Source organism: Aquabacterium sp. NJ1, assembly GCF_000768065.1.
Classification (GTDB): domain Bacteria; phylum Pseudomonadota; class Gammaproteobacteria; order Burkholderiales; family Burkholderiaceae_C; genus Aquabacterium.
Genome location: NZ_JRKM01000001.1, coordinates 1573378 through 1598645 on the forward strand (window position 1 = coordinate 1573378; position 25268 = coordinate 1598645).

At 62.9% G+C, this 25268-nt stretch carries 24 protein-coding genes and 1 riboswitch; of the genes, 11 read left to right on the plus strand and 13 right to left on the minus strand.

From position 1 onward, the window contains the following. Positions 1-7 precede the first annotated feature (7 nt). Positions 8-925, plus strand: a complete 918-nt coding sequence (locus tag JY96_RS06645) for a DMT family transporter (protein ID WP_235333868.1) — start codon at positions 8-10, stop codon at positions 923-925. A gap of 76 nt (positions 926-1001) precedes the next feature. Here the strand turns inward: JY96_RS06645 and JY96_RS06650 are convergent, their stop codons facing one another. Next, positions 1002-1778, minus strand: a complete 777-nt coding sequence (locus JY96_RS06650; RefSeq protein ID WP_035036024.1) for a ZIP family metal transporter — start codon at positions 1776-1778, stop codon at positions 1002-1004. A gap of 79 nt (positions 1779-1857) precedes the next feature. Between JY96_RS06650 and JY96_RS06655 the strand changes: the two genes are divergently transcribed. Next, the gene (locus JY96_RS06655) at positions 1858-3414 is read left to right on the plus strand and encodes a Ppx/GppA phosphatase family protein (RefSeq protein WP_081961091.1); all 1557 of its coding nucleotides are present in this window, start codon (positions 1858-1860) and stop codon (positions 3412-3414) included. 37 nt (positions 3415-3451) lie between these two features. Here the strand turns inward: JY96_RS06655 and JY96_RS06660 are convergent, their stop codons facing one another. The 6 genes from JY96_RS06660 to ribD all read right to left on the minus strand — a co-directional run bounded on the left by JY96_RS06660 (position 3452) and on the right by ribD (position 9070). Continuing rightward, positions 3452-3952 carry a TssQ family T6SS-associated lipoprotein gene (locus JY96_RS06660; protein ID WP_152606381.1) on the minus strand — a complete coding sequence of 167 codons (501 nt, stop codon included), beginning with the start codon at positions 3950-3952 and terminating at the stop codon, positions 3452-3454. Between the two features lie 24 nt (positions 3953-3976). Next, positions 3977-5482, minus strand: coding sequence for a serine/threonine-protein kinase (locus JY96_RS06665; RefSeq protein ID WP_052162219.1), 1506 nt, complete (start codon positions 5480-5482; stop codon positions 3977-3979). Positions 5483-5566: 84 nt separating this feature from the next. After that, a complete protein-coding gene (nusB, locus tag JY96_RS06670; RefSeq protein ID WP_035036026.1) occupies positions 5567-6103 on the minus strand; it encodes a transcription antitermination factor NusB in 537 nt (178 codons plus the stop codon). Beyond that, positions 6100-6564, minus strand: a complete 465-nt coding sequence (ribH, locus tag JY96_RS06675; protein ID WP_035036027.1) for a 6,7-dimethyl-8-ribityllumazine synthase — start codon at positions 6562-6564, stop codon at positions 6100-6102. Before ribH ends, nusB begins: the two co-directional genes overlap by 4 nt. A 99-nt stretch (positions 6565-6663) precedes the next feature. Then, positions 6664-7779, minus strand: coding sequence for a bifunctional 3,4-dihydroxy-2-butanone-4-phosphate synthase/GTP cyclohydrolase II (ribBA, locus tag JY96_RS06680; RefSeq protein ID WP_035041559.1), 1116 nt, complete (start codon positions 7777-7779; stop codon positions 6664-6666). A 124-nt stretch (positions 7780-7903) separates the two neighbouring features. Beyond that, positions 7904-9070: a bifunctional diaminohydroxyphosphoribosylaminopyrimidine deaminase/5-amino-6-(5-phosphoribosylamino)uracil reductase RibD gene (gene ribD, locus JY96_RS06685; RefSeq protein ID WP_235333869.1), complete on the minus strand. Its 1167-nt coding sequence runs from the start codon at positions 9068-9070 to the stop codon at positions 7904-7906. 134 nt (positions 9071-9204) lie between these two features. On the opposite strand from ribD, the gene JY96_RS22045 reads away from it, so the two are divergent. From JY96_RS22045 to JY96_RS06715, 6 genes are read left to right on the plus strand one after another with little or no spacing between them, the layout of a single operon-like run. Next, entirely contained in the window at positions 9205-9756 is a 552-nt protein-coding gene (locus JY96_RS22045) for a GspH/FimT family pseudopilin (RefSeq protein WP_052162220.1), read from the plus strand. Then, positions 9753-10361 carry a type IV pilus modification protein PilV gene (gene pilV / locus JY96_RS22050; protein ID WP_052162221.1) on the plus strand — a complete coding sequence of 203 codons (609 nt, stop codon included), beginning with the start codon at positions 9753-9755 and terminating at the stop codon, positions 10359-10361. The genes JY96_RS22045 and pilV overlap by 4 nt, the downstream gene beginning before the upstream one ends. Next, entirely contained in the window at positions 10358-11407 is a 1050-nt protein-coding gene (locus tag JY96_RS06700) for a PilW family protein (protein WP_035036029.1), read from the plus strand. Before pilV ends, JY96_RS06700 begins: the two co-directional genes overlap by 4 nt. A gap of 11 nt (positions 11408-11418) precedes the next feature. Further along, positions 11419-12024, plus strand: a complete 606-nt coding sequence (locus JY96_RS06705) for a hypothetical protein (RefSeq protein ID WP_152606382.1) — start codon at positions 11419-11421, stop codon at positions 12022-12024. A gap of 5 nt (positions 12025-12029) precedes the next feature. Continuing rightward, positions 12030-15776 (plus strand): pilus assembly protein, encoded by a 3747-nt coding sequence (locus JY96_RS06710; RefSeq protein WP_161784252.1) that lies wholly within the window; start codon positions 12030-12032, stop codon positions 15774-15776. A 19-nt stretch (positions 15777-15795) separates the two neighbouring features. Then, positions 15796-16284 (plus strand): type IV pilin protein, encoded by a 489-nt coding sequence (locus JY96_RS06715; RefSeq protein WP_052162222.1) that lies wholly within the window; start codon positions 15796-15798, stop codon positions 16282-16284. An 85-nt stretch (positions 16285-16369) separates the two neighbouring features. Here the strand turns inward: JY96_RS06715 and nrdR are convergent, their stop codons facing one another. From nrdR to JY96_RS06730, 3 genes are all read right to left on the minus strand, one after another. Next, positions 16370-16849, minus strand: coding sequence for a transcriptional regulator NrdR (gene nrdR / locus JY96_RS06720; RefSeq protein ID WP_035036036.1), 480 nt, complete (start codon positions 16847-16849; stop codon positions 16370-16372). A gap of 95 nt (positions 16850-16944) precedes the next feature. Next, positions 16945-18195 carry a serine hydroxymethyltransferase gene (gene glyA, locus JY96_RS06725; protein WP_035036038.1) on the minus strand — a complete coding sequence of 417 codons (1251 nt, stop codon included), beginning with the start codon at positions 18193-18195 and terminating at the stop codon, positions 16945-16947. A 60-nt stretch (positions 18196-18255) separates the two neighbouring features. After that, a riboswitch (ZMP/ZTP riboswitch) is annotated at positions 18256-18394 on the minus strand. 25 nt (positions 18395-18419) lie between these two features. Then, on the minus strand, positions 18420-19286 hold the full coding sequence (locus tag JY96_RS06730) for a lytic transglycosylase domain-containing protein (RefSeq protein WP_152606627.1): 867 nt from the start codon (positions 19284-19286) through the stop codon (positions 18420-18422). Between the two features lie 493 nt (positions 19287-19779). Here JY96_RS06730 and ubiD point away from each other — a divergent pair, with 493 nt between their 5' ends. Next, entirely contained in the window at positions 19780-21369 is a 1590-nt protein-coding gene (gene ubiD, locus JY96_RS06735; protein WP_035036039.1) for a 4-hydroxy-3-polyprenylbenzoate decarboxylase, read from the plus strand. A 197-nt stretch (positions 21370-21566) separates the two neighbouring features. Here ubiD and JY96_RS06740 read toward each other — a convergent pair whose 3' ends face one another. Then, positions 21567-22406, minus strand: coding sequence for a YdcF family protein (locus JY96_RS06740; protein ID WP_152606383.1), 840 nt, complete (start codon positions 22404-22406; stop codon positions 21567-21569). 159 nt (positions 22407-22565) lie between these two features. On the opposite strand from JY96_RS06740, the gene msrA reads away from it, so the two are divergent. Further along, positions 22566-23156 (plus strand): peptide-methionine (S)-S-oxide reductase MsrA, encoded by a 591-nt coding sequence (gene msrA, locus JY96_RS06745; protein WP_035036040.1) that lies wholly within the window; start codon positions 22566-22568, stop codon positions 23154-23156. On the opposite strand, the gene pdxH is transcribed toward msrA, so the two are convergent. Continuing rightward, complete coding sequence (gene pdxH / locus JY96_RS06750; protein ID WP_035036042.1) at positions 23134-23784, minus strand: pyridoxamine 5'-phosphate oxidase; 651 nt, start codon at positions 23782-23784, stop codon at positions 23134-23136. The two genes, msrA and pdxH, sit on opposite strands and share 23 nt — an antisense overlap. A gap of 138 nt (positions 23785-23922) precedes the next feature. Here pdxH and JY96_RS22780 point away from each other — a divergent pair, with 138 nt between their 5' ends. Continuing rightward, the gene (locus JY96_RS22780) at positions 23923-24546 is read left to right on the plus strand and encodes an NTP transferase domain-containing protein (protein WP_161784253.1); all 624 of its coding nucleotides are present in this window, start codon (positions 23923-23925) and stop codon (positions 24544-24546) included. A 48-nt stretch (positions 24547-24594) separates the two neighbouring features. Here JY96_RS22780 and JY96_RS22785 read toward each other — a convergent pair whose 3' ends face one another. Beyond that, positions 24595-25236 (minus strand): outer membrane beta-barrel protein, encoded by a 642-nt coding sequence (locus JY96_RS22785; protein WP_081961095.1) that lies wholly within the window; start codon positions 25234-25236, stop codon positions 24595-24597. Positions 25237-25268: the final 32 nt, after the last annotated feature.

The following is a 25268-nucleotide window of genomic DNA, read 5'->3' on the forward strand; positions in this document are numbered from 1 at the left end:
CCAACAGATGTCCAACAAGCCCCGCTTCTCACCCTACATCCAGATGGTTCTGGCGACCTTGCTGTTCGCCTGCATGGGCGTGTGCGTCAAGCTGGCATCCGCACATTTCGGCACGGCGGCCGTGGTCAGTGCGCGCGGGCTGGTGGGGGCCGTGATGATGGCCGTGATCGCCTGGGCCTCGGGCAGCAGCCTGCAGACCAAGGTGCCGATGATGCACCTCAAGCGTGGCTTTGCGGGCGTGTTCGCACTGTCCTTGTGGTTCTACTGCATTGGCCGGCTGCCACTGGCCACGGCCGTCACGCTCAACTACATGTCATCGGTGTGGCTGGCGGTGTACCTGCTGATTCGCTCGGGTCTGTTGGGCGGTGCACGCGTCGACCGCCGCTTGGTGCTGGCCGTCGTGGTGGGCTTTGTCGGCGTGGGGCTGGTGCTGCACCCCACCCTGGCACGTGAGCAGATCGTGGCTGGCATCCTGGGTGTGATCTCCGGCATGCTGGCCGCCATGGCCTACGTGCAGGTGACGGCGCTGGGCCGCGCCGGTGAGCCCGAAGTGCGCGTCGTTTTCTACTTCTCGCTCACAGGCACGGTGCTGGGCGCCATGAGCTGGCTGATCCCGGGCCTGACCAACCCCACGCCCCTGGCGCAGATGCCCTGGACGGCCTGGGCCGCGCTCATCGGCGTGGGCGCCTTCGCCACCATCGCACAACTGCTGATGACACGCGCCTATGCGCAAGGCCGCATGCTGGTCAACGCCAGCCTGCAGTACCTGGGGATCGTGCACGCCAGCGTGTTCGGCATGCTGCTGTTTGGCGAGCGCCTGAGTGCCGATGGCATCGTGGGCATGCTGCTCATCATTGGTGCGGGCATCGTGTCCACGCGGCTCAAGCCGGCAGACAAACCGGCAGATCAACCAGCAAACAAATAGGTCGATCAGCCAGCCGGATGGCACACGGCCCGCGCAAGGCCATCAGCGACCATCAACGGCCAGCGTCAGCTGGCCCTCAATGCTCGTGGATGCCGTGCACGATCGAGGCGATCATCACCAGCCCCACCGCCAGCCAGAAGATCTGCAGCACGGTGTCGCGGCCATTGAGCCGCTTCTGCAACTGCGGGATGAGGTCGGCCACCGCCACGTACACAAAGCTGCTGGCGGCCACCACCATCATGTAGGGCAGGTAGTCCTTGAACGGCCCGATCAGGAAGTAACCCAGCACGCCCCCCACCACGGCAGCCATGCCCGAGATCATGTTGTAGACCAGGGCCCGCATGCGTGAGAAGCCCGCATTGATCAGCACGATGTAGTCGCCCACCTCTTGCGGGATCTCGTGAGCGATGATGGCCAGTGAGGTCACGAAACCCAGGTGCGGGTCAGCCAGGAAGGACGCGGCAATCAGCACGCCGTCGCAGAAGTTGTGGATGCTGTCGCCCACCAGCACGCTCCAGCCACCGCGGCCCGCCTGCTCGGCATCAAAATGATGGTGGTGATGGTGGCCATCGTGTTCGTGGTGATGGCCATGGCGGTACAGCTCGGCCTTCTCCAGCAGGAAGAAGAACAGCAAGCCGCCCAGCAGTGTGAGGAACAGGGCCTGGGGCGGCCTGGATGACTCGAAAGCCTCGGGCAGCACATGCAGCAAGGCCGTGCCCAGCAGCACGCCGGTGGACAAGCTCACCAGGTGGCGAACGATCAGGCCCAGCAAAGGCGCCGACAGGGCCGCGGCCAGCAGCACCGAGATCAGACCGCCCACAAAGGTCGCGGTCACGATGTAAATCAAAGTCATGCGTCGATCTTAGCAATCATGTCAACTACGCCTGCCAGGCAGGTTCTCGCTGTCATGCAAAGCAGGGACAATACCAGCCATGGACAAGCTCATCGTCAAGACAAGCAAGCCCCAGGCCCCCGGCCTGGACAACAGCCGCTTCCCTCATCTGCTGGCCTCCATCGACATGGGCTCCAACAGCTTCCGGCTGGAGATCGCCGAGCTGGTCAAGGGCCGCTACAAGCGCGTGGACTACCTCAAGGAGACGGTGCGCCTCGGTGCCGGGCTCGACAGCCACGGCCTGCTGACGGAGGAAGCCACCCAGCGCGGCCTGGCCTGCCTGGCGCGGTTTGCGCAAAGGCTCAAGGGCTTTGCACCCTGGCAGGTGCGTGCCGTGGCCACCCAGACCTTGCGTGAAGCCCGCAACCGCGATGCTTTCCTACAGCGCGCGGACCGCGTCCTGGGCCACCCCATCGAAGTGATTTCCGGCCGCGAAGAAGCCCGCCTGATCTACCAGGGTGTGTCCCGCCTGCAGCCCAGCGAGCTGCCCCGGCTGGTGATCGACATCGGCGGGCGCTCCACCGAGATGATCCTGGGCCACGGCCGTGCCCCGCAACGCGCCGAATCCTTCGGTGTGGGCAGCGTGAGCCTGTCCATCCAGCACTTCCCGCAAGGCCGCTACACGGCCGAGTACTTCCGCGCCGCGCAGATTGCCGCAGGTGCCGAGCTGGAAGAAGCCCTCACCCTGTTTGGCCGCCAGCAATGGCAAGAGGCGCTGGGCTCGTCGGGCACAGTGGGTGCCGTGTCCCAGATCCTGGCCGCCAATGGCATCACCGACGGCAGCATCACGCCCGAGGGCTTGCGTTGGTGCATCCAGCAGTGCATTGAGGCAGGCTCGACCGAGGCACTCAACCTGCCCGGCCTGAAGCCCGAACGCAAGGCCGTGCTGGGCGGCGGGCTGTCCATCCTCTACACGCTGTCGCAGCACTTCGACATCGAAGCCCTGCGGCCCGCCAAGGGTGCGCTGCGCCAGGGCGTGATCTTCGACCTGGAAGAGCGCCTGGAGGCCGCGCGCAACCACCGCCTGCCCGACCCGCGCGACACCTCCGTGCGGGAGTTGCAGCAACGCTTCCACGTGGACCAGGCCCAAGCCAACCGGGTGCGCAACCGCGCTCTGGCGCTGTGGAACAACCTGCAGGAACCCGCGGCCAGCGCCGATGGTGAAGACGCCCGCGAACTGGGCTGGGCCGCCAACCTGCACGAGATCGGCATGATGGTGTCGCACCACGACCACCACCGCCACAGCGCCTACCTGCTGGGCCATGTGGATGCGTCCGGCTTCTCGCAATCGCAATTGCGTCGTCTGGCCTCGCTCGTGCTGGGGCAGCGCGGCGAGCTCATCAAGCTGGCCGAACACCTGCACGACACAGCCTTGATGTCGCAGGTGCTGTGCCTGCGCCTGGCCATCATCCTGCACCACGCCCGCATCGAGTTGCCGGCCAAGGTGGCCACGCTGCAGCGCGTGCGAGGCAGGGCCAGGCTGGTGCTGGAGCGCAAGTGGGCCAGCATGCACCCACGCACGCTGCACCTGCTGGAAGAGGAAACACGCCGGTGGGCCGCGCAAGGCGACCGCCGGCTGGATATTGCGCTAGCCTGAGGCCTTGATGGCGCCTCAGGTGAGGCTCACTGGATGCTCACTTCAGGCGCATGGCCTTCTTGTAGGTCCTGGCCCACATCGGGTGGCCCGCCTCGGCCTTGCTCAAGGCAAAGCTCGGGTCAGCGGCCTTCGCCGCCTTGAAAGCAGCCAGGCAAAGCGTGTCACGCTTGCTGGTGCAGTAGATGAAGGCCAGGTGCTTGTGGGCATTGGCCACGTCGGCAGGCACCGTCAGGCCAGCCTGCAGGGCGGTCTTCAACTGGGTTTCAGCCATGCGGTATTGCCCGCCCTGGTAGGCCTTCAGGCCATCGGCCAGGGACATCTCGGCCGCCGTCGGCTTCTTGAGCACAGGCTCTTCTGCCACGACTGCCGGCGCAGACGCCACCACGGCAGGCGGCGCGGCCAACGCTGCAGACTGATCCGCATCCTGGTTCTTCATGGACGAGCAGGCAGACAACATGCCCACGGCCACGCACACAGCCCACGACGACAGCACCGTGGACTTCTTCCAACCCTTGCGGGGAACGCTTGTTGAATTCATGACTTCAGCGATCTTCCGTATTTTTTAAAATCGATGTTTGACAGACACGGCCTTACCGGGCCGCACCTCGATTGTCTGACGAAAATCCGGTGCCTCGCCATTGCGGACGGTGATCACATGGGACCCCGCGGGCAGATTGAGCTGGTTCAAAGGCGGCGCCACGCCCACGCTGCGGCCATCCACCAGCACCTCGCCCCAAGGGCTGATCGCCAGCTTGAGCGTGCCATGGGCAGCGGCGGTGGCAGCAGTGACAGTGCCCGCAGAAGCAGGCTCGGCAGAGGCCTGCGCCTGCGTCGATGGGGGCGCCACCACGGCGGACGAGGTTGAAGCCTTCTGATCACCGGGCACCACGGGCGTATCCGGCTTGGCCTTCTGCGACACCTTGGGCTCAGCCGCCGGGTGCGCCGCTTCGACAGCGGCCGTCGGCACCGAACGTGAAGCCGCATGCTCCGAGCGGGCCTGCCAGGCAAACCAGCCCCCCCCCACCAGGGCTGCAATCCAGCCGGCCGCGGCCACCGTCCACAAACCCGGGCGGGCCACTTTGGGCATCTTCGCGGGGCTCTTGCTGGCCTCGCGCCCTTGCTGCCCATCCAGGCTGTCCAGCCAGCCGCGCAGCTCCGCCGACAAACGCCTCGCCGAGCGCGTGCGCTGATCCGGGTCGCGGTGCATGGCGCGCGCCACGATCTCCGACAACACCACCGGCACATCCGGGTTGACCTCGTGCACCAGGGGCACCGGCTTGTTCAGCACCGCGTCGGCAATCTCTTCCAGGCTGTTGCCGCTGAAAGCGCGCTTGAACACCAGCAACTCATACAGCACCACGCCCAGCGCGTACACATCCACGCGGCGGTCGACCGGCTTGCGCTCGACCTGCTCGGGCGCCATGTAATACGGCGAGCCACCCACGATTTCCTGAAAACGGCTCTGCGGGTCATCACGCTGCGCCAGCGATTCGGCCTGGCGGATGCGGGCGATGCCGAAGTCCAGCACACGCGGCTGCGTGCGCCCGACCATGAAGATGTTGGCCGGCTTGATGTCGCGGTGGATGACGCCCTTGTGGTGCGCGTAGGACAGCGCATCGGCCACACGGCGCACGATCATGGCGGACTGCGCCGGCGTCGGCTTCCAGCCCATGGCCAGCAGCTGGCGCAGGTCCTTGCCGCGCAACAGCTCCATGGCAATATAGGTGCCCTGCTCGCTCGTGCCCGCGTCGTACATCGTGACGATGTGCGGGTGGTTCAGGCTACCGGCGGCCTTGGCCTCATTGAGGAACAAGGCATTGAACTGCGCGCGATCAGACTGCGGCAGGTCCACATGCAAGGTCTTGATCGCAATCAGGCGCGACAGCAGCGGGTCGTGTGCGGCAAACACCGTGCCCAGGCCGCCCTCGCCGATCTTGTACTTCAGCGCATACCGGCCGATGTGGCCGATGCTGGGCAACAACTCTGGGCGGCCTCGCCCCACCTCGACGGTTTCGGGCTCAGGCGGCAGCGGGCGGGTCTCGGCGATCGTGTCGATGTCGTCCGCCAAGCGGTCCGCCTCCTCTTCATAAGGCTGCGTTACCGCGGGTTGAGTTGGCGTCGACACGTATCAGGCACCCGAAAAAGGCGCGCCTTACTTTTTGCCAGGCCGCGCCGCTTTGACCTCGTCAGGGCGCAGGCTGGGGGCCAGGTGGTCCAGCACGCCGTTGACGTATTTATGCCCGTCGGTTCCACCGAAGCTCTTGGCCAACTCGACCGCCTCGTTGATGGCGACCTTGTATGGCACGTCCAGACAGTGCGTCAGTTCGTACGCACCAATCCAGAGCACCGCGTGCTCGACTGGCGACAATTCTTCGACAGGTCGATCCAGAAACTTGAGCAATGCTGCATCCAGTTGCACTTTCTGGTCGATACAGCCGTGCAACAGGGCATCGTAATGAGCCCGATCGCACTTGGCAAACTCGTCTTGTTCCCGGATGTGAGCATCGATACTGCCTGCATCACGGGTGTTGATCTGCCACTCGTACAGGCCTTGCAGCGCAAACTCGCGCGCACGGCGGCGTGAGGACTTGGCGCGATCCCGCAGCGGGCCACCAGCGGCCGACTTGCGAGCGGGGCGACCTTCCAGCGGCGCGGCCGGCTTGGAAGAAGAATCAGGCGTTTGGCTCACAGCAGGTCATCCAGCAAGTTGGCCATTTCAACGGCCACACGGGCGGCGTCACGGCTTTTTTCTTCCACGCGGGCCTCGGCCTGTTCCTGGTTTTCAACCGTGAGGATGGCGTTGGCGATGGGCACATGGTGGTCCAGGCTGACACGGGTCACGCCCGCGCCGCTTTCGTTGGACACCAGCTCGAAGTGGTAGGTCTCGCCACGGATGATGCAGCCCAGGGCCACCAGGGCGTCAAAGCGCTCGCTGTCGGCCATGGCCTGCAAGGCCACCGGCACCTCCAGGGCACCGGGCACCGTCACGTGCTGGATGTGCTTGGCCGACACGCCCAGCTTGACCAGCTCGTCGATGCACAGCGTGGCCATGCGGGAGGTCAGTTCGTCATTGAAGCGAGCCTGAACGATGCCGACCCGCAGGTCGTTGCCGTCCATGCGGCCGGCTTGTCCTTTTTCAGCGCCTTGCATAGTGTGTGTTCCAGATAAAAGAGCGAAGGGTTCAGAGATCTAAAGAGCGAAAGTAGCGCGCGTCACACGGCGAAATACGCTGCAGATCACGCCGGGAAATCAGTGCGTCGGGGCCAGGGCAACACCATCAGAGGTCAGGAAGCCAGTGACCTCCAGGCCGTAACCGACCATGCTGGGCAGACGCTGCTGGTTGCCCATCAGGCGCATGCGGTGCACCCCCAGGGTCTTGAGGATCTGGGCACCCACACCGTAAGTACGCAGGTCCACAGGCGTCTTGGGTGCTTGCTCGGGCGTCGAGGGCAGCAGGCGCTCGGCCAGGCGCTCGGTGTCGTCACCGGCGTTGAGCAGCACCAGCACGCCACGGCCGGCTTCACGCACGGCGGCCAGCGCCTTGGGCAGCGGCCACGAGTGCGTGCGGCTGCCCGCGTCCAGCCAATCCAGCACGGACAGGGGTTCGTGCACGCGCACCAGCACCTCGTCGTCCGGCGTCCAGGCACCCAGGCTCAAGGCCAGGTGCAGCGCGCCGGTGCGGTCACGGAACACGGTGGCGTCGAAGTCGCCTTCCGGCGTCTTCATCGTGCGCTTGCCCAGGTTCGTGATCAGCGACTCGTTGCGGCTGCGGTACTGGATCAGGTCGGCAATCGTGCCGATCTTGATGCCGTGTTCCTTGGCGAAGATTTCGAGGTCGGGCAGACGGGCCATGGTGCCGTCGTCGTTCATGATCTCGCAGATCACCGCAGAGGGCGTCAGGCCGGCCATGCCCGCCAGATCGCAACCGGCTTCGGTATGGCCTGCGCGCATCAGCACGCCGCCATCCTGCGCCTGCAGCGGGAAGATGTGGCCGGGCTGCACCAGGTCGGACGCCTTGGCGTCACGCGCCACGGCGGCCTGAACGGTACGGGCGCGGTCGGCCGCCGAGATCCCCGTGGTCACGCCTTCAACGGCCTCGATGGACACGGTGAAGGCCGTGCCATGCTTGGTGCCGTTGCGAGTGGCCATGGGCGGCAATTGCAGCCGCTCGCAGCGATCGCGCGTCAGGGTCAGGCAGATCAGGCCACGGCCGTACTTGGCCATGAAGTTGATCATTTCAGGCGTGACGTGGTCAGACGCCAGCACAAGATCGCCTTCGTTCTCGCGGTCCTCTTCATCGACCAGGATGACCATGCGGCCAGCGGCGAGTTCGGCAATCAGCTCGGGGATGGGTGAAATGGGCATCCCGCGATTGTAGGCGGGCCTGGGGGCCGTTTCGGGGGAAAACACCAAGTAGCCGCAAACGAATCAGGGGGCAAGCGTGCTTTACACCTGCTCCTGCTGGGGCCGCAGCCCCTTCGACCCGTCCTTAGAAGGCCGCACGCCCGGGCGGCCTGGCCAGCACCCGCAGGTCGCCCCCCACCAATTGCACATCATGGAAGCGCAGATCCACCAGCCCGGACAGGTTGCTCAGCTCTGGCAGATCGGCCAAGGGCCGGCCCGGCCCGATCAGCTTGGGTGCCAGGTAGACCAGGTACTCGTCCACCCAGCCGCCGGCAATCAGGGCCGCGTTCAGGCGTGCGCCGGCTTCCACATGCAGCTCGTTGACACCGCGCTGCGCCAGGGTGGACAGCACCGCGCCCAGGTCCGGGTGCCGGCCGCTGGCGTCGGCAGGCACCTCCAGCACGGGCCGCCCGGCATCCGCCAAGGCCTGGCGGCGCGCTCGTCCCGCATCCTGCCCGTCATGCAGTTGTGAATCAGGCAAACCGCAGGCCAACGCCGAACCCGGCTCGGCCCACAAGCGCGCATTCAACGGCGTGCGCCAATGCGAATCCAGCACCACCCGCAAGGGCTGGCAGCGCGTCTCGATGGCCCGCACATCCAGCCTTGGATCGTCAGCCAGCACCGTCCCGATCCCGGTCAGTACAGCGCCGGCCCTCGCCCGCCAGACCTGCCCGTCCGCACGCGCGGCCTCGCCGGTGATCCACTTGCTCTGCCCGTTGTTCAGCGCCGTGCGGCCATCCAGCGACCCGGCCATCTTCATGCGCACCCAGGGGCGCTGGCGCACCATGCGCGACAGAAAACCGATGTTCAGCTCGCGCGAGGCCACCGCACTGGCGTGGTCGGGCAGCACCACATCCACCTGGATGCCCGCATCGCGCAGGCGAGCCACGCCTTGCCCGCCCACCAGGGGGTTGGGGTCCAGCAGCGCCACCACCACGCGCGCCACGCCAGCCTTGACCAGCGCATCAGCACAAGGTGGGGTGCGCCCGTGGTGCGAGCAGGGCTCCAGCGTCACATAAGCCGTGGCACCAGCCAACGATGCGCCTTGCGCCTGGGCATCGCGCAAGGCCACGACCTCGGCATGCGGCCCGCCGGCTTGCTGCGTGTGGCCCTGCCCCAGCACGCCACCACTTGGCGAAACCAGCACGCAACCCACGCGCGGGTTCGGTTCGGACAGGCCAATGGCCTGGCGGGCCAGCGCCACAGCCTGGTGCAGAAAATCGTCGTCAATGTGCATCTTGGCTTGGGCCATCAGGAATCACCCGCCCCTTCAAACAAGGGGTTCATCGTCTCATTTTGAAGCATGGCCACCGCTCGTCGCGCCACACCGACCACTCATCGAATGTCCCCGCGTGCGCATTGAAGCGGCGTCCCCATAATCAAAGCATGAACAATTACCGATTTTCCAGGGTGGATGCAGATCGGCGTGGTTTCACGCTGGTGGAGCTCATGGTCACCATCTCCCTGCTGGCGATTCTGCTGGGCATCGGCGCGCCCAATCTGGCGCAGATGCTGCAACGCCAGGCCGCCCGCTCCAGCGCCGAAGAATTCGTGGCCGACCTGCGGCTGGCTCGCAGCGAAGCGGTCAAGCGTGGCGTGCCTGTCAAGGTATGCGGCTTGAAGGTGACCAGCGGCGGCGGTGGCAACACCTACGACTGCAGCCCTGCGGCCGATACCAATTGGGCTGACGAAGGCTGGGCGCTGCTCAACCCGAATGACACCTCGCACCCGATCAAGGTCCAGCAAAGCCGAATGGGCATTGGCACGATCAAGCCCGTCGGGGCCAGCGAACTCACGTTCAACCCGTCCGGCATCCTGGCTGGCGGAGGCGAAAGCCATGTGGAGTTCACCCCCACGCATTACACCGACGCGGTGCAAACCGTGTGCGTGAACTCGGTTGGCAAGGGCCGCATCGTGACAGGGACGAATTGCTCATGATCACGACACCCCACAAACGCACTTTGAAGTCACGCCAGGCTGGCGCCACGCTGATCGAGATCCTCGTCTCGGTGCTCGTCATTGCGCTGGGCCTGCTCACCATGGCTTCGGTGCAATCGAACTCGGTCAAGTTCCAGAAAACGTCGGAGTTCAGGGCCATCGCGACCCTGCTGGCATCCGACCTGGCGGACCGCATGCGCGCCAACCAACTCGGCGTCGAGGCCCAGGGCTACAGCGTGCCGTCCGAATCCTTCAGCGATGGCCTGCTGACGGCGAACAACGAGGGTGCCAAACAAGCGTGCGGGGCCATCGTCAACGGCAAGGTCGAAAAATGCACTCCAGAGCAAATGGCCGCGCAAGACCTTTTCGAGTGGCGCAGCCGGCTTCGCGCCAGCTTGCCCAATGCTGCCGTGCACGTGTCCCAGTACAACACCGCACAACGTGCGGTCGAGTTATGGATTGCATGGGTGGACGCGGCAGACAAGGACAGCGGCGGTGACTCCAAGTCCCCTCGCTCGGCCGAATGCCCTCCCACCACCGTATGGGGATCTGACGTCAAAGACCCCTCTGAATTCCATTGCGTTTTCCTGCGAGTCGCCCTATGAGCCCCCGCACACCGTCATTTGCCGCCCGTACCACGGGCTTGTCGCTGGTTGAACTGCTGGTCGCCATGACCATCGGGCTGATCGTGATAGGCGTGGGCTTCTCGTCCTACCTCAATGTGGCCGCCAACACCCGCAACGCTACCGCCATGGCACGCATGACAGAAGATGCCAGCATCGCCCTGGGCATTCTGCGCGCCAACATCGCCATGGCCGGCTACAGCCGTCCAACCGGCGTTGAAATGGCATCAGACACCGTGGGCGGGACCGTACACAACTACGAGGTCATGACGCGCGCCTTCAAGGGCGGCACCACGGCCGAAGGTGACGACAATAACTTCATCGCCGGCTGTGATGGGTCGTTCGCCGACCCTAAAGCGCATGAGCTTGACATCGCCTTGCTGGCCGACACCTCTAGCAAGGCATGCGCCGGAAACCAAGACCCAGACGCCATTGCCGTGGTGTACGAGGCCGATACCGACAACACCACGTACCCTGACAAGAACGGCAACCCAACGGATTGCCTGGGCAACGCCCTGCCCAACAGAGAAGGCGATCTGGGCAAGCCGGACCTGCGCCTGGTGAGCAACAAGTTCTACATCGGCACGGCGACTGATACGGGTGGTGCCGCCGGCCTGTATTGCCAGGGCAATGGCCGCACGGGGCCCACATCCAAAGCCGACAACGACGCGCTGCCCTCGGCTGTCGCGCCGCAAATGATCGTCGAGAACGTCACCGACCTGCAGGTCACCTACGGCATTGCCGCATTCGAGGATGGTGCTCGCGTGCCCTCACCCAACGCCCTGGCCTACGTCACCGCCAAGGACCTCCAGACCCTGAAGGGCACCGAGAAGTGGAGCCGTGTCGTCAGCGTGCGCATCTGCGTGCAAGTCCAGAGCCCGAGCACCATCAAGGTCAACACCTCCGAGCAGCCCAAATACCTGGATTGCCAAGGCGCCATTCGGGACAACAACACGGGCGTTTTCGTCCACACCTTCACCACCACGGTTGTGCTGCACAACCGCATCAACAACGGCATCGGAACATGAGGCAGGCCAGCATGATCCCCTCCATCCACTCACGCGCCCTGCGCGCACTTCATCGCCGCCCAACAGCACAGCGCGAACGTGGCGTGGTGCTGATCGTGGTCATGGTGCTGCTCGTTGCGGTGACCTTCATGTCCATCAGCGTCATGCGCAGCACGCTCAGCAGCGACCTCATCACCAACAACAACCGCACCCAGACGCTGGCCATGGAGATGGCTCAGCTGGCGCTGCGTTTTTGCGAGGCCGATGCGGCCAGCAACAAACTTGTCATCCAGCCAAAGGTGGCCGCGAGCACTCAGATGTTGTGGCAGAAGAAGGACAGCTGGGAAGGCGCCGGCTCGGCCCTTGTTGCCAAGGAGCTCAGCGAGGACAACCTGAAGTCCGCCAACACACCCTTCGTGCCTGCCAAGAGGCCTCAGTGCGTGGCGGAGTACGACCCCAACGCCGACGGCGTCGTTGTCATGACGGCCCGAGGCTTCAGCCCCGATTACAAGAGCGACAGCGACAAGATCAGCGCGGGCTCGGTCGTGTGGCTGCAGTCCCGCTTCATCTTCAAGTCTGCCGGCAGCGGCGGCGGCACGCCGGGTGGCTCGGGTACAGGTACAGGCACGGGAACATGAAGACCATGAGCAAACACACATCAACATCGGGAAGCACCATGCGCAAGGCCACCATCGTTGCCACCTTGATGGCGATACAGTATCACTGGATGGCACCGGCGATGGCCATGTACCAGTTGCCTCTGCTGTCCACCACGGTGTCCGTGGCCCCCAACTTCGTCCTGACGCTGGACAACTCAGAGTCGATGGCACTGCACCACCTGCCTGAAAATGCTTCAACGGTGAACGGGTATACGGTCTACATGGGTGGGACGCACATCGTGTTGCTGCATCCCGATGACATCAAGGAACATCCCGACTACAACTTTCTGACAAAGGTATCCGGCACCGTGCCAGCCAGCACCGGCGCCACTTGCGTCACCGCTTACGAGTGCCAGATGCGCTCGCCAGACGTCAACAGCATCTACTACAACCCGGCCAATCTGTACAAGCCTTGGCCATTGGCCAGCGACCCGTCCAAACGCATGCCTGCGGCCTCCTACACTGCGGCCCTTTATGTCCCCGACGCGCTAGCTAAACCCACCGGGGACCCGGTGAAGGATGCAGTCCTGTTCGCAGACCTGAGCAAGGTCAACAAGGTAGGCGTGTCAGCAGTCTGGTGCACGTCTGCAGACACACGTGGCGTCAATTGCGATCGCAACAAGACCACCAAGCCCTTCAATCCGGCCATTTTCTACCGGCTCAAAGACGAGAAGAGCGATCCCGGCGTGGTCAGCAGTTACGTCAAGTACGACCTCAACGACGCCACGTGGTCGATACCCTGGGGCAAGAACCTCTACACCGCCAGAACCGACTGCTCCAACAGTTGCACGCTGCAACAGGAACAGCAGAACTTCGCCAACTGGTTCACCTACTACCGCTCACGCATCCTGCTGACCAAGGGTGCCGTGTCGGAAGCCTTTGCGCCAATAGGCGACAACATCCGGTTGGGCTGGACCTTCTCCTACAACGCCCCGTACGAGAACATTGCTAACCTGCCCACCGATACATTCAAGAGTCAGGGGGGGCCCGTTCAGGGTGTTCTCCCGTTCACTGCGGAGAACAAGGTCAAGTTCCTGACTGCCATCCAGAATCGAACGCTCAGGGGCAGCACGCCCTTGCGTTATGCCACAGCCGGCGTGGGCAGATACTTTCAGCGCATCGACTCATGGAGCCCCTGGCGCAAGACGCCCGGGGCGGGCACCGGCGCCAGCAACCCGATCCTGGGTTGCCGCCGTGCAGCGCACATCCTGACCACTGACGGGTACTACAACGACAACGGCTCGCCCGACTACCCCTCGTCCGACCTGGCTGTCGGTGAGGTGGACAACGTCGCTCAGACGGTCAATGGCATCACCTACACGCCCAGCTCGCCTTACAAAGATGGCAACAACAGCAACTCGCTGGCCGACATCGCCATGTACTACTGGGCCTTCCCCTTGCTGGACCTCGACACACTGCCGTTGGCGAGCAACACCGTCCCCGCCAAACCGACTGACCCGGCTACCTGGCTGCACCTCAACCAGTACATGGTTGGCCTGGGTGTGAGCGGCACGATCACCACGCCCCCCAGCACAACCAACCCGCCCTCCAAATTTGTCTGGCCCACGATCCCAACCAGTTCCTCGGACAGCACCAGCCCTACGAAGATCGACGACATGCTGCACGCCACGCTGAACTCGCGCGGCAAGTTCTTCACGGCCACGGAAAGCACCTCGTTGAAGAACGCCATGATCGAGGCCATCAACAGTGGCCAACCCGAACCGGCCTCCGAGTCCGGCGTGGCCACTTCGGGTAACACGGCCGTGGAAGGTGACTTGGTCTTCACGCCCTCCTACCAGTCGCAGGTCTGGACGGGCGACATCACTGCCTACAAGCTCACGAAGACCCCGGGCACCCAAACCCTGAACCAGGTGCAACTCTGGCGCGCCAGCGATCGCCTGCCTGCCCCAGGCCTGCGCAACATTGTTGGCTACAGCACGACGGACAGCAACAGCAAGGCCATCGCCTTCAAACCCGAGAACGTGGGCTCCTTCGCCACCATCGCCAGTGACTACCGCACCGCGCGTTTCATCGACTTCATTCGCGGCGTGGACGATGACCTGGAGCCCACCTACCGCCACCGTACGGGCAAACTGCCCGACTTCGTCAACAGCACGCCGCTGCTGATTGGCGGCAACCTGGACATGGGCTACCAGGCGGCGGGCCTTCCCTCAGGCGGCAGCACCTATGGCGCCTTCGTTGCCAGCAAGAAGGCCCGCGCGCCCCTGCTCTTCATGGGCGGCAATGGCGGCATGCTGCATGCCTTCAACGCGACAGATAGCGCCAGCGGTGGCATCGAGACCTTTGCCTATGTACCCAAGGGCGTGATGCCCAACCTGCATTTGCTCGCCCAACCCGTCTACAACCACCACTTCTACGTGGACGGTCCCCTCACCGAAGCCGATGCCTACCTCCCCGATGGCAACCAAGGCGACACGTGGCAGAATATCGTGATCGGCACCCTCGGCGCGGGCGGCAAAGGTGTGTTCGCCATCAAGGTCCCTGTGGGGGGCGCCCAAACCACGCTGGGCGCCAGCGAGGTCATGTGGGACATTGATGACACCGACAAAGATGCCGGCACCCTTGGGCACGTCACCAGCCCCGTCCAGGTCGGCTACGTTCAGAACAATGGCGGCTGGTATGCCTTCATCGGCAACGGCCATGACTCAGCCGGCGGCACCGCCTCGCTGATCGTCGTGAACCTTGCAACAGGCAAGGTTGCCAAGGTCTTCACCGACTTGACCAATGCCGCCAACGTCACCACACCCAATGGCCTGTCGGGCGTGGACTTGATCAGAAACGCCAGAGGCGAAGTGATCGGCGCATACGCTGGCGATCTGCATGGGCAACTATGGCGCTTCGAGTTCGACAGCAGTGACTCGTCTAAATGGAAGGTCGGCTTTGGCGGCAAACCGCTGTTCACCGCGCGCGACGCAAACAGTGGGGTGCAGCATATCTCCGCAGCCCCCTCGCATTTCAATCTGACAAACGACGTTGGCTCCGGCAATCTGGTTTTGTTTGGCACTGGCCGCCTGACCGATCAAACCGACTCGCAAGACAGTAGTACCCAGTCCTTCTACGGAATTCTGGATGAGACGGTTGGCACCGCCAGCGCGGGGGCAAGTCCCTTTACAGACCCAGCCAAAGCCCGCGGCCTGCTTCAGATGCAGGAATTCAAGACCAAGGTGACCGATCAAAACTTGATTCGAATGACGGATACCGCCGTCCCCCTCACCGGCAGCAACAAGAAATACGGCTGGTTCGTTGATCTGGTCTTTTCCAGCGCCACAGTACCTAATATGCTTGGCAATTGGGTTCACCACCCCAAGGTCATCTACAAACCTGTGGTGATCCGCAAACTGGTGTTCTTCACCGCCGTGCAGCCACCTTCGACTGAAGAATCCTGCACCGAGTCCAAGAGCTACGACTACACCTTCCTACTGCCCGTTCTGACCGGTGGTCAATCCAAGGTGAACACCTGGGACACTGATGGAAATGGCGTCATCAACGCCGCCGACGAGATCGGCCAAGGGTTCGCCACACCGGATGGCGGCGGGCTATCCCAGCCGAAAGACACCAACGATGACAACACCGGCGCGGACCTGAACCCTAACCTGCTGAAGAACTTCAACAAGTGCGCCGGAGACGACAGCTACTGCGAAAAAGGGCCCGGTGGCTCCAAAGTGATCAGCGACCGCGTCTGGAAACGCATCATCAAACCACCGTTCTGAGCAACCGACACCCTCCATCATGTCCCCAGCTTTTCGCCCCCATCGCCGCAGTATGTCCAGCGGCTTCACGCTGATCGAAGTGATGATCGTGGTGGCCATCATCGGCATCCTCGCGGCCATCGCCTACCCGTCGTATCAGGAGCACGTGCGACGCAGCCACCGCTCTGAAGCGCAACGCGCCCTGCTCGAAGCCACGCAATTCATGCAGCGCTTCTATGCAGCCAACATGCGTTACAACTGCAAGCTCAGCGCGCCCAACTGCTCGGCTGGGGACGGTGACTCGGTCACGCTGCCTGTGACCACGGTCGTCTCTGGCGCCACAACCATGTACAACCTCAGCGTGACGGCCGATCAAACCACCTTCACCCTGACGGCCACACCGCAAACGGGCACCACGATGGCCACCGATCGCTGTGGCGCCTTGACCATCACGGAAAGCGGCATCAAGGGCACGGCCGCAACCAGCGGCACGACCTCACCGGATACCTGGCAGAACTGCTGGCGTTAAGTTCCTGGTTCACTCCCCAAAAGCAAAAAGGCCCCGCAAGTTGCCGGGGCCTTTTTCTTGATGCCATCACATCACCAGCTCAGGCTCACTCCTCGGACGCCGCCGCCTTCCCCCGCTTGTTGCCCGTTTCCTTGATCGCCGCAACAAACTCGCTGACGTCATCAAAGCTGCGGTACACCGAGGCGAAGCGCACATAGGCCACCTTGTCGAGCTTGCGCAGCTCGCGCATGACCCACTCGCCCAGCTGGGTGGAGTCCACTTCCTTCTCACCGCACTGGCGCAGGCGCGCCTCGATGGCCTCGATCGCGCTTTCCATGGCCTCGGCACTGACCGGCCGCTTGCGCAGCGCAATCATCATCGAGCCCTTGAGCTTGGCCCGGTCGTAGTCCGTCCGGCGCCCATCGCGCTTGACGATGGCCGGCAACTCGATTTCAGCGCGCTCATACGTGGTGAAGCGCTTGTCGCAGCCATTGCACTTGCGACGGCGGCGGGTCGAGTCGCCTTCATCCGAATCCCGTGTCTCGACGACTTGTGTGTCGTGATGACCGCAAAAAGGGCAACGCATCGTGTCTTCAACTCCCTGCAAAGAACGAAGTAAAAAACCCGGCTTCGGACCTGAATCCTAGCCGGGTTTGTCAGTCACGCATCAGCGCGGTCAGCTCAGCGGTAGACCGGGAACTGACGGGTCAGCGCGGCGACCTGCTCGCGCACACGTGCCAGCGTGGCATCGTCGTGCGGGTTGTCCAGCACGTCGGCGATCAGGTTGCCGACCTGGATGGCCTGCTCTTCCTTGAAACCACGCGTGGTGAAGGCCGGCGAACCCAGGCGGATGCCGCTGGTGACCATCGGCTTTTGCGGGTCGTTGGGGATGCCGTTCTTGTTGCAGGTCATGTGCGCTGCACCCAGGATGGCTTCGGCTTCCTTGCCCGTCAGGTTCTTGGGGCGCAGGTCGACCAGCATCACGTGGCTCTCGGTGCGGCCGGACACGATGCGCAGGCCACGCTTGGTCAGCGTGTCAGCCAGGGCAGCGGCGTTCTTCACCACTTGCTGCTGGTAGGCCTTGAACTCGGGCGACAGGGCTTCCTTGAAAGCCACGGCCTTGCCAGCGATCACGTGCATCAACGGGCCACCCTGGATACCAGGGAAGATGGCGCTGTTGATCTTCTTGGCAATCTCTTCGCCGCGCATCAGGATGATGCCGCCACGAGGGCCACGCAGGCTCTTGTGCGTGGTCGAGGTGACCACGTCGGCGTGCGGCACGGGGTTGGGATACACACCCGCGGCGATCAGGCCGGCGTAGTGGGCCATGTCCACCATGAAGTAGGCACCGATTTCCTTGGCGATCTTGGCGAAACGCTCGAAGTCGATGCGCAGGGCGAAGGCCGAAGCGCCAGCGATGATCAGCTTGGGCTTGTGCTCGCGGGCCAGGCGCTCCATCTGCTCGTAGTCGATGTCTTCCTTGGCATCCAGGCCGTAAGACACGACCTTGAACCACTTGCCCGACATGTTCAGGGGCATGCCGTGCGTCAGGTGGCCACCTTCGGCCAGGCTCAGGCCCATGATGGTGTCGCCAGGCTGCAGCAGGCCGAAGAACACGGCCTGGTTGGCTTGCGAACCGGAATTGGGTTGCACGTTGGCGTACTCGGCGCCAAACAGCTGCTTGAGGCGGTCAATGGCCAGTTGCTCGACCACGTCCACGTACTCGCAACCACCGTAGTAGCGCTTGCCTGGGTAGCCTTCGGCGTACTTGTTGGTCAGCTGGGAGCCCTGCGCCTGCATCACGGCGGGCGAGGTGTAGTTCTCGGAAGCGATCAGCTCGATGTGATCTTCCTGACGCTGGTTTTCGGCCTGGATGGCCGCCCACAGCTCGGCGTCGACGTTGGCAATGGTGTGTTGGGCACGGTCAAACATGACTTGGCAGTCCTCTTCTAGGTTGAAGACCCGCCACATTGGCTCGACAAAGCCAAGTGTGAGGGCTGCCCAGGCGAACGGCTGACACAGCCCGGGCTCAAAAAGCCGCTTGGGCTGGCCGCGCTTCCCGGTGGTTCACCACCTCAGGCTCGGGCACTCGAAAGCACCCGGCCATGTATCGCCAGTTGCGCGGCGAAAACGAATTGTATCGGAGAGCGCGGACTTTAGCGGATGCCCGTCAGCATCGCCACCTGCTCGACACGGCGGGCAGGTGCCGTTTGCACGGGTGCAGGCTCGCTGGCCACCGAAGCGGCAGGCTGAACGCCAGCGGGACTGGTTGCAGCCGCCCCCGACTTGGCCGCCACAGCCGGCGCGGCAGGCACGTCAGCCTGAACCACGGCTTGCGGCAAGGACACCGTCACCGGCAGCTTGACGCCATTGGCCACCTGGCGCAGATAGGCCTGCTCGGCCAGCACCTTGGCGGCATATCCACCGTCATCCACCAGATTGGCCGCGCCCACGTAGTACTTCAGGCCCCCCTCCAGGCTGCCCGCCTTGCGGATGCAGTCCTTGAGCACCTGCACGCCCACGCGCAGATTGGTCACCGGGTCGAATGCCGCATTCTGGCCACCGAAGATCTCGTACTTGTCATGGTGCACGCGGGTCATCACCTGCATCAGGCCCTGCGCGCCCACATGGCTCTGCGCAAACGGGTTGAAGCCCGATTCGATGGCCATCACGGCCAGCACCAGCGTGGGCTCCAGGTTCATGTGGTGGCCCACCGTCCAGGCTTCCTGAACCAGGCGGCTGATGGGCTCGGGTGCCACGTTGTAGCGGCGCGAGATCCAATACGCCACATTGGCCTGCTGGCGGTTCAGCTCAGCCGGGTTCGTGGCGGTGGCGCGCTGAATGGCTTCAGGCTCGGCCATGGCCAGCAACTCGCCCTCATCCTCACCCGCATCAGCCGACGCGCTGGCGCGCAGGTTGGCACGCTCCATCAGCCAGCTCAAGGCTTGCGTCTCCAGCGTGGCGCGCACATCGGCGCGGCCCATCAGGAACAGGGTGCCCACCACGGCAACCAGGCCCAGCATGGCCAGGGCGTTGTGGCTGACAAAACGCACACCTTCGACCACATCCAGCACGAACAACACGGCAGGCGAACGCAGGCGCTTCACCCCACGAGCGGGCTTGCGCACCGCCTCTACTTCATCGGCACCAGGCGCGATGCCCTCAGGGCTCATCGCGGCACAGTCAAACGCTGTCATGCTTCTCCTTTCCTCACGTCGCCGGTGGCAACGGGTGGGCCAGAAGGCCTCACACCCCGTCACCCCCAAGGCGCCAGTGATAATGGCCCCGGCTTGAATCGACGGCGCGCGCGGTGCAGTGCTCGCAAAGGCCATCGACAAGGCCTGCAAGACTTCCGCAGACCCGTTGAACTGCCAGGGCTCGCAGCGCTGCACGCCCGTAGGCGTGCACAAGGGAAAACCCGGTAAAAATGCGTAACCGGGTACGTCGGGGCGGATTCTAGGCAGGCCTGTAATAACCAGTCAAGCATATAGAACACACCTCTTATAACTTCAGAAGATGAAATACCGTGATTTGCGCGACTTCGTGGCAGGCCTGGAGCGGCTTGGCGAGCTCAAACGCGTCCAAGAGCCTGTATCTACGCACTTGGAAATGACCGCACTGAGTGACCGCGTGCTGCGCGCGGGTGGCCCGGCCTTGTGGTTCGAGCAGCCTGTACCCCCTCAAAGAGGTGGGTCGACTAACGCAAACCGTTACAAAGTGCCAGTCCTGGCCAACCTGTTTGGCACACCTCGCCGTGTGGCTTTGGGCATGGGTGCCGATGACGTGAGCGAGCTTCGTGATATTGGCCGCGTGCTGGCCAGCCTCAAGGAGCCCGAGCCGCCCCGGGGCCTCAAGGATGCGGGCAAGCTGCTGCAGATGGCCAAGGCCTTGTGGGACATGAAGCCCTCCACCTCGCGCAGCGCCCCCTGCCAGGCCGAGGTGCGTGAAGGCAGCGAGGTCGACCTGACCGAGTTGCCCATCCAGCACTGCTGGCCCGACGACGCCGCCCCCCTGCTGACCTGGGGCCTCGTGGTCACACGCGGGCCGCAAAACGTGCCCAACCCACGCCGCCGGCAGAACCTGGGCATCTACCGCCAGCAACTCATTGGCAAGCGCCAGCTGATCATGCGCTGGCTGGCCCACCGCGGTGGCGCGCTGGACTTCCGCGAGTTCGCGCTGGCCAACCCCGGCCAGCCCTTCCCTATTGCGGTGGCCCTGGGCGCCGACCCGGCCACCATCCTGGGCGCCGTCACGCCCGTGCCGGATTCATTGAGTGAGTACCAGTTCGCCGGCCTGCTGCGCGGCAGCCGCACCGAGGTGGTCAACACCGCCGTGGGCGAAGGCGAGCAGTACCTGCAGGTGCCTGCGAGCGCCGAATTCGTGCTGGAGGGGCACATCCCCACCGCCCCCGCTGGCTACAAAGGCACCAGCGAGCACGGCGTGCCCTTGATGGAGCGCGGCGGGTACTTGCACGCACTAGAAGGCCCGTTCGGCGACCACACCGGCTATTACAACGAGCAGGACTGGTTCCCCGTCTTCGAAGTGCAGCGCATGACCAACCGCAAGGACCCGGTCTACCACTCTACCTATACAGGCAAACCGCCCGATGAACCCGCCGTGCTGGGCGTGGCACTCAATGAAGTCTTCGTGCCCATTCTGCAAAAGCAGTTCCCGGAGATCGTGGACTTCTACCTGCCCCCCGAGGGCTGCAGCTACCGCATGGCCATCATCAGCATCAAGAAGGCCTATCCGGGCCACGCCAAACGCCTGATGTTTGGCCTGTGGAGCTTCCTGCGCCAGTTCATGTACACCAAGTTCATCGTGGTGTGTGACGACGACGTCAACATCCGCGACTGGCAGGAAGTGATCTGGGCCATCACCACCCGCATGGACCCGGCGCGTGACACGACCCTGGTCGAAAACACGCCCATCGACTACCTGGATTTCGCCTCGCCGGTCAGCGGCCTGGGCGGCAAGATGGGGCTGGACGCCACCAACAAATGGCCTGGCGAAACCAGCCGCGAATGGGGCCGCACCATCACCATGCCCGAACAGGTCAACGCCCGAGTGGACGACATCGTTTCGCGGATTCTTCAAAAGCCGTGACAAGCGCCCAGCTATCCGACAAACGGACTTGCGTTGCCTGAGCGCTTGATCTACTCTTCACTTGCCTGCTGCGAGCAGGCACTTCAATAAGACGCAGTCACTGCGTCTTGGGATGCGGCAAAACCAACATCTTTTGCCCTTTCCTCGGACGGCCCGCGTGCCGCTCCAACCCCCGGCTTCGCCCGGGGGTTTCTCTTTTATACGCCCGTGAGTTGCGCCAGCGCTTCTTTCAAGGCCACGCGCACATTGGTTGCCCCACCGACAGAGGGTAGCCAATCCAGCCCCCCTTCGCGGCGCCAGTAATGGGTAGGCGCCGGCGTCACTTTGAGCACAGGCCGATCCGGGTGCAAGGCCGCTTCGTGCCTGGCCGCTTCATTGAACACGCGCATCGCCCTGGGCATGTGGAAGGCGTCGGTCACCACCACGACCTCCTGCACCTGTTGCTCGCCCAGCATCGTCACCGTCAGCAAGGCATTCTGGCGGGTGTCGGCCGAGCGAGTCTCCGTCCAGCGCAGGGGCACGCCGTAAAACTGCTGGGCCACACGCGCGGCAGTTTCCGCTTCTGAAGCCCCCACATCCCCCTGCTGTGCCCAACCCACACCGCCGCTGAAGCCAACAGGCAAGCCCGTGCGATGCCCCAACCAGATGGCATAGCGCAAGCGCTCCGCCGAGAAGTGCGTCAGGTCGGACACCCCATACTCGGGCGCCAGAGGCTCACGCCCCGCCCCCAGCGCCATGACCGCCACAGACGGCGCCACGGCACCACCTCGACCGGCCCGTCGCAACTGGGCCACTTGCTGAGCATAGGCCTTGCCAGCCGCCTCCAGCCTGGCCAGTTCGGCCCCTTGCAAAGGGCCCGGCGGCTTCAGAACGTGGTCTTGCAAGGCCAGCGCCGTGACCTGGCAGTTGCTGAACCAGATCCCCAGCACCCCCAGCAAAAGCACCAGATACCCCAGCCCTCGCCGAGGCAGGATCAAACGTGCCCCCACCACGATCAGCACCAGAAACGGCACGGGCGGCAAGACCAATGCAGTCAACAACGGCTTGTAAGACGCCCAATCACCCATGCAGACCACCCCACTTCTGTTTCATCAGCACCCAGCCTGGCCACCAACGGATTACCGACATCAACCGGCGACACACACAAGGGGCACTTCGTTTGGATAATGTCTCAGTCTAAGCAAAGAAAGCACCTGATGAGCGCACACAACCCCACCACCGATGCCGTCAGACAGGAAGAGAACTGGGAAGAAGCCACCTTTGGTGGTGGCTGCTTCTGGTGCGTCGAAACCGTGTTCAACCAGCTACGCGGGGTGCTGGAGGCCGAATCGGGCTACAGCAACGGCCAGCATCCCCACCCGACCTATGAAGACGTGTGCAGTGGCCACACAGGCCATGCCGAGGTCGTGCGCGTGCGTTTCGACCCCACACAGGTCAGCTACCCGCAGTTGCTGGAGGTCTTTTTCGCCATCCACGACCCGACCACGCTCAACCGGCAAGGCCATGACGTGGGCACGCAATACCGCTCGGGCATCTACACGCACAGCGCCCGACAAGCCGAACAGGCCCGAGACATCATCGACGAGCTGGCCACCAGCCGTGTCTTCCGCGACCCGATCGTCACCGAAGTGCTGCCCGTGAGCAACTACCACCCAGCGGAGGCCTACCACCAGCGCTACTTCGAGCACCACCCTTCACAGGGCTACTGCGCCGTGGTGATCGGCCCCAAGGTCGAGAAATTCCGCAAGACGTTTGTGGAGTTGCTCAAGGGGCCAGGCGCTGAATGAGCCAGTTGCCATCCGCCTGCAAGTCGTAGGCGATGCGGTCGTGCAGACGCGAACTGCGCCCTTGCCAGAACTCCCAGTGATCCGGCACGAGGCGGTAGCCGCCCCAATGCGCCGGCCGCGGCGGGTTGTCACCCAGCTTGGCTTGCTGCTCCTTCCAGGCGGCCTCCAGCACCGCGCGGGACGGCAACACCTGGCTCTGGGGCGACGCCCAGGCACCAATGCGCGAACCAACGGGGCGGCTATGGTAGTAGGCGTCTGAATCTGCCTCCGACACGCGGGTCACCCGGCCCTCGATGCGCACCACGCGCTCCAGCTCGGGCCAGAAGAACTGCATGGCGGCCATGGCGTTGCTCGCCAGGTCCTGCCCCTTGCGGCTGCCGTAATTGGTGAACCACACCAGGCCGCTGGCATCTGCCCCCTTGAGCAGCAACACCCGCGTCGAGGGGCGGCCTTCGGCGCTGACCGTGGCCAGCGTCATCGCATTGGGCTCCAGCGCCTTGGCACGCACCGCCTCGTCAAACCAGTGGTGAAACTGGTCGATGGGTTGTGGACGAACATGCGACTCATCGAGTTCGGCTTGTTCATAGCTTTTGCGCATCTGCGCCAGATCGTGCGGTGTCTTGTCCATAGTTGCAGTATCGACCAGTTCGATTCCCACCTGAAATGACGAGGATCAATTCTGCGCTCGGGTATGCCCCTAGGTGAAGCCTCGGTGGTGCAATGCAGCAAAACGGCTCACACTTTGTTGCAACATCTGGGGACGATCATGGACCGTTTGCCTACTTTGCTGGTGTTGGCTAGTGCTCCTTCCAGAACGGAAGAAATTGTATCCCCCCCTAGTGCACTAAGGGCATTTTCGACGTTGGATTCGACACTTCGAATGGGGTTATCTAGTGGGCTACCTATTTTGTTAGCGGCCCCCGCAGTGATCGGCATACGCGCCCGTCAGCTGCTCTCCGGCAATTGCGTGATTGACGTATCAGACAACGTGCAGAATGAGCAATTACAAACGGACCTCTTTACTCGCGCCGTTGTAGCAGGCGTACTATCCAGCGCAAACGCCAATGGTTGGATACTGTTACCTGCCAATACCCCAATGCTTAGGAGTGAAACCTTAAAAAAGGTCGCTCATGCTATGGCGACACAATCAGTTGTTTACCCTCAATTTCGCCAAATACCCGGACATCCAATTGGGTTCTCCTCCGAGTTCTTTTCGGAATTGATACGCATGCAAAGTGAACGTGATTTTTTGCGTCTAATTGCACGCTACCCTGCTCAAGGAATTGACGTTGACGATCCCGGAATTTTGCTTGGAGAAGGGTTACCTTCAGATCAAAGATTCACAATCAATCAAATAACCACAGCACAACATTCGCGACTGGCAAATTAAAAAAGCCCCACTGGGGGCTTTTTTAATTACAACGAACAATCCAGCCAGTCAAAAAGCCTTCTCCGCCCCTAAACCAACCATACTTGCATTACCCTTGTGTCCTGCGACATCAAACTTCGTAATGTCAAAAGTACCAATCAACTTGATCAAATCAGGAATATCGTATTCAACGCCAAGCCCAAGGTAGGGCTTTAGCTTGGAAGCCGACTCACTACCTCTTGATTGGCCATTAACTTCAGTGCGATATGTGGAAGTCACATATGCAGCACCAGCCTTAACACTAAACGCAACCTGATCGACCAAAGGAATTTTTGCAACCAACGCCACAGACAATGCATTGGTATCGGCAGAGTATTGAGCAGGAACAACACGAGTTGCATTCAACCCAGTATTATCAGCATCGTAGTACACCTCAGTTGCAGTAGCGTCTTTTGTTCGGGCTCGCCCAAATTGAAAGTAAGAAACCTCAAAGGCACCAATCTTACCAAATCCAAAATCAACTGTATTTTTAGGGGATAAGGCTGCCCCCCCATAAAACTTCCACCCTTTTGCCGACTTATCGCACCCTCCAGCAGAAGGGCAACCAAAATCAACATTAGTGAAGGAATAAACAGCGCCAGCATAGCCTTGAGAGTAGGCAGCGGGCACCAGCGAGAAAAATGCTGTTACGACAGCCAAAACGCGCTTCATAGAACGTCCTTGAAAAATTAGAAAATACAAGG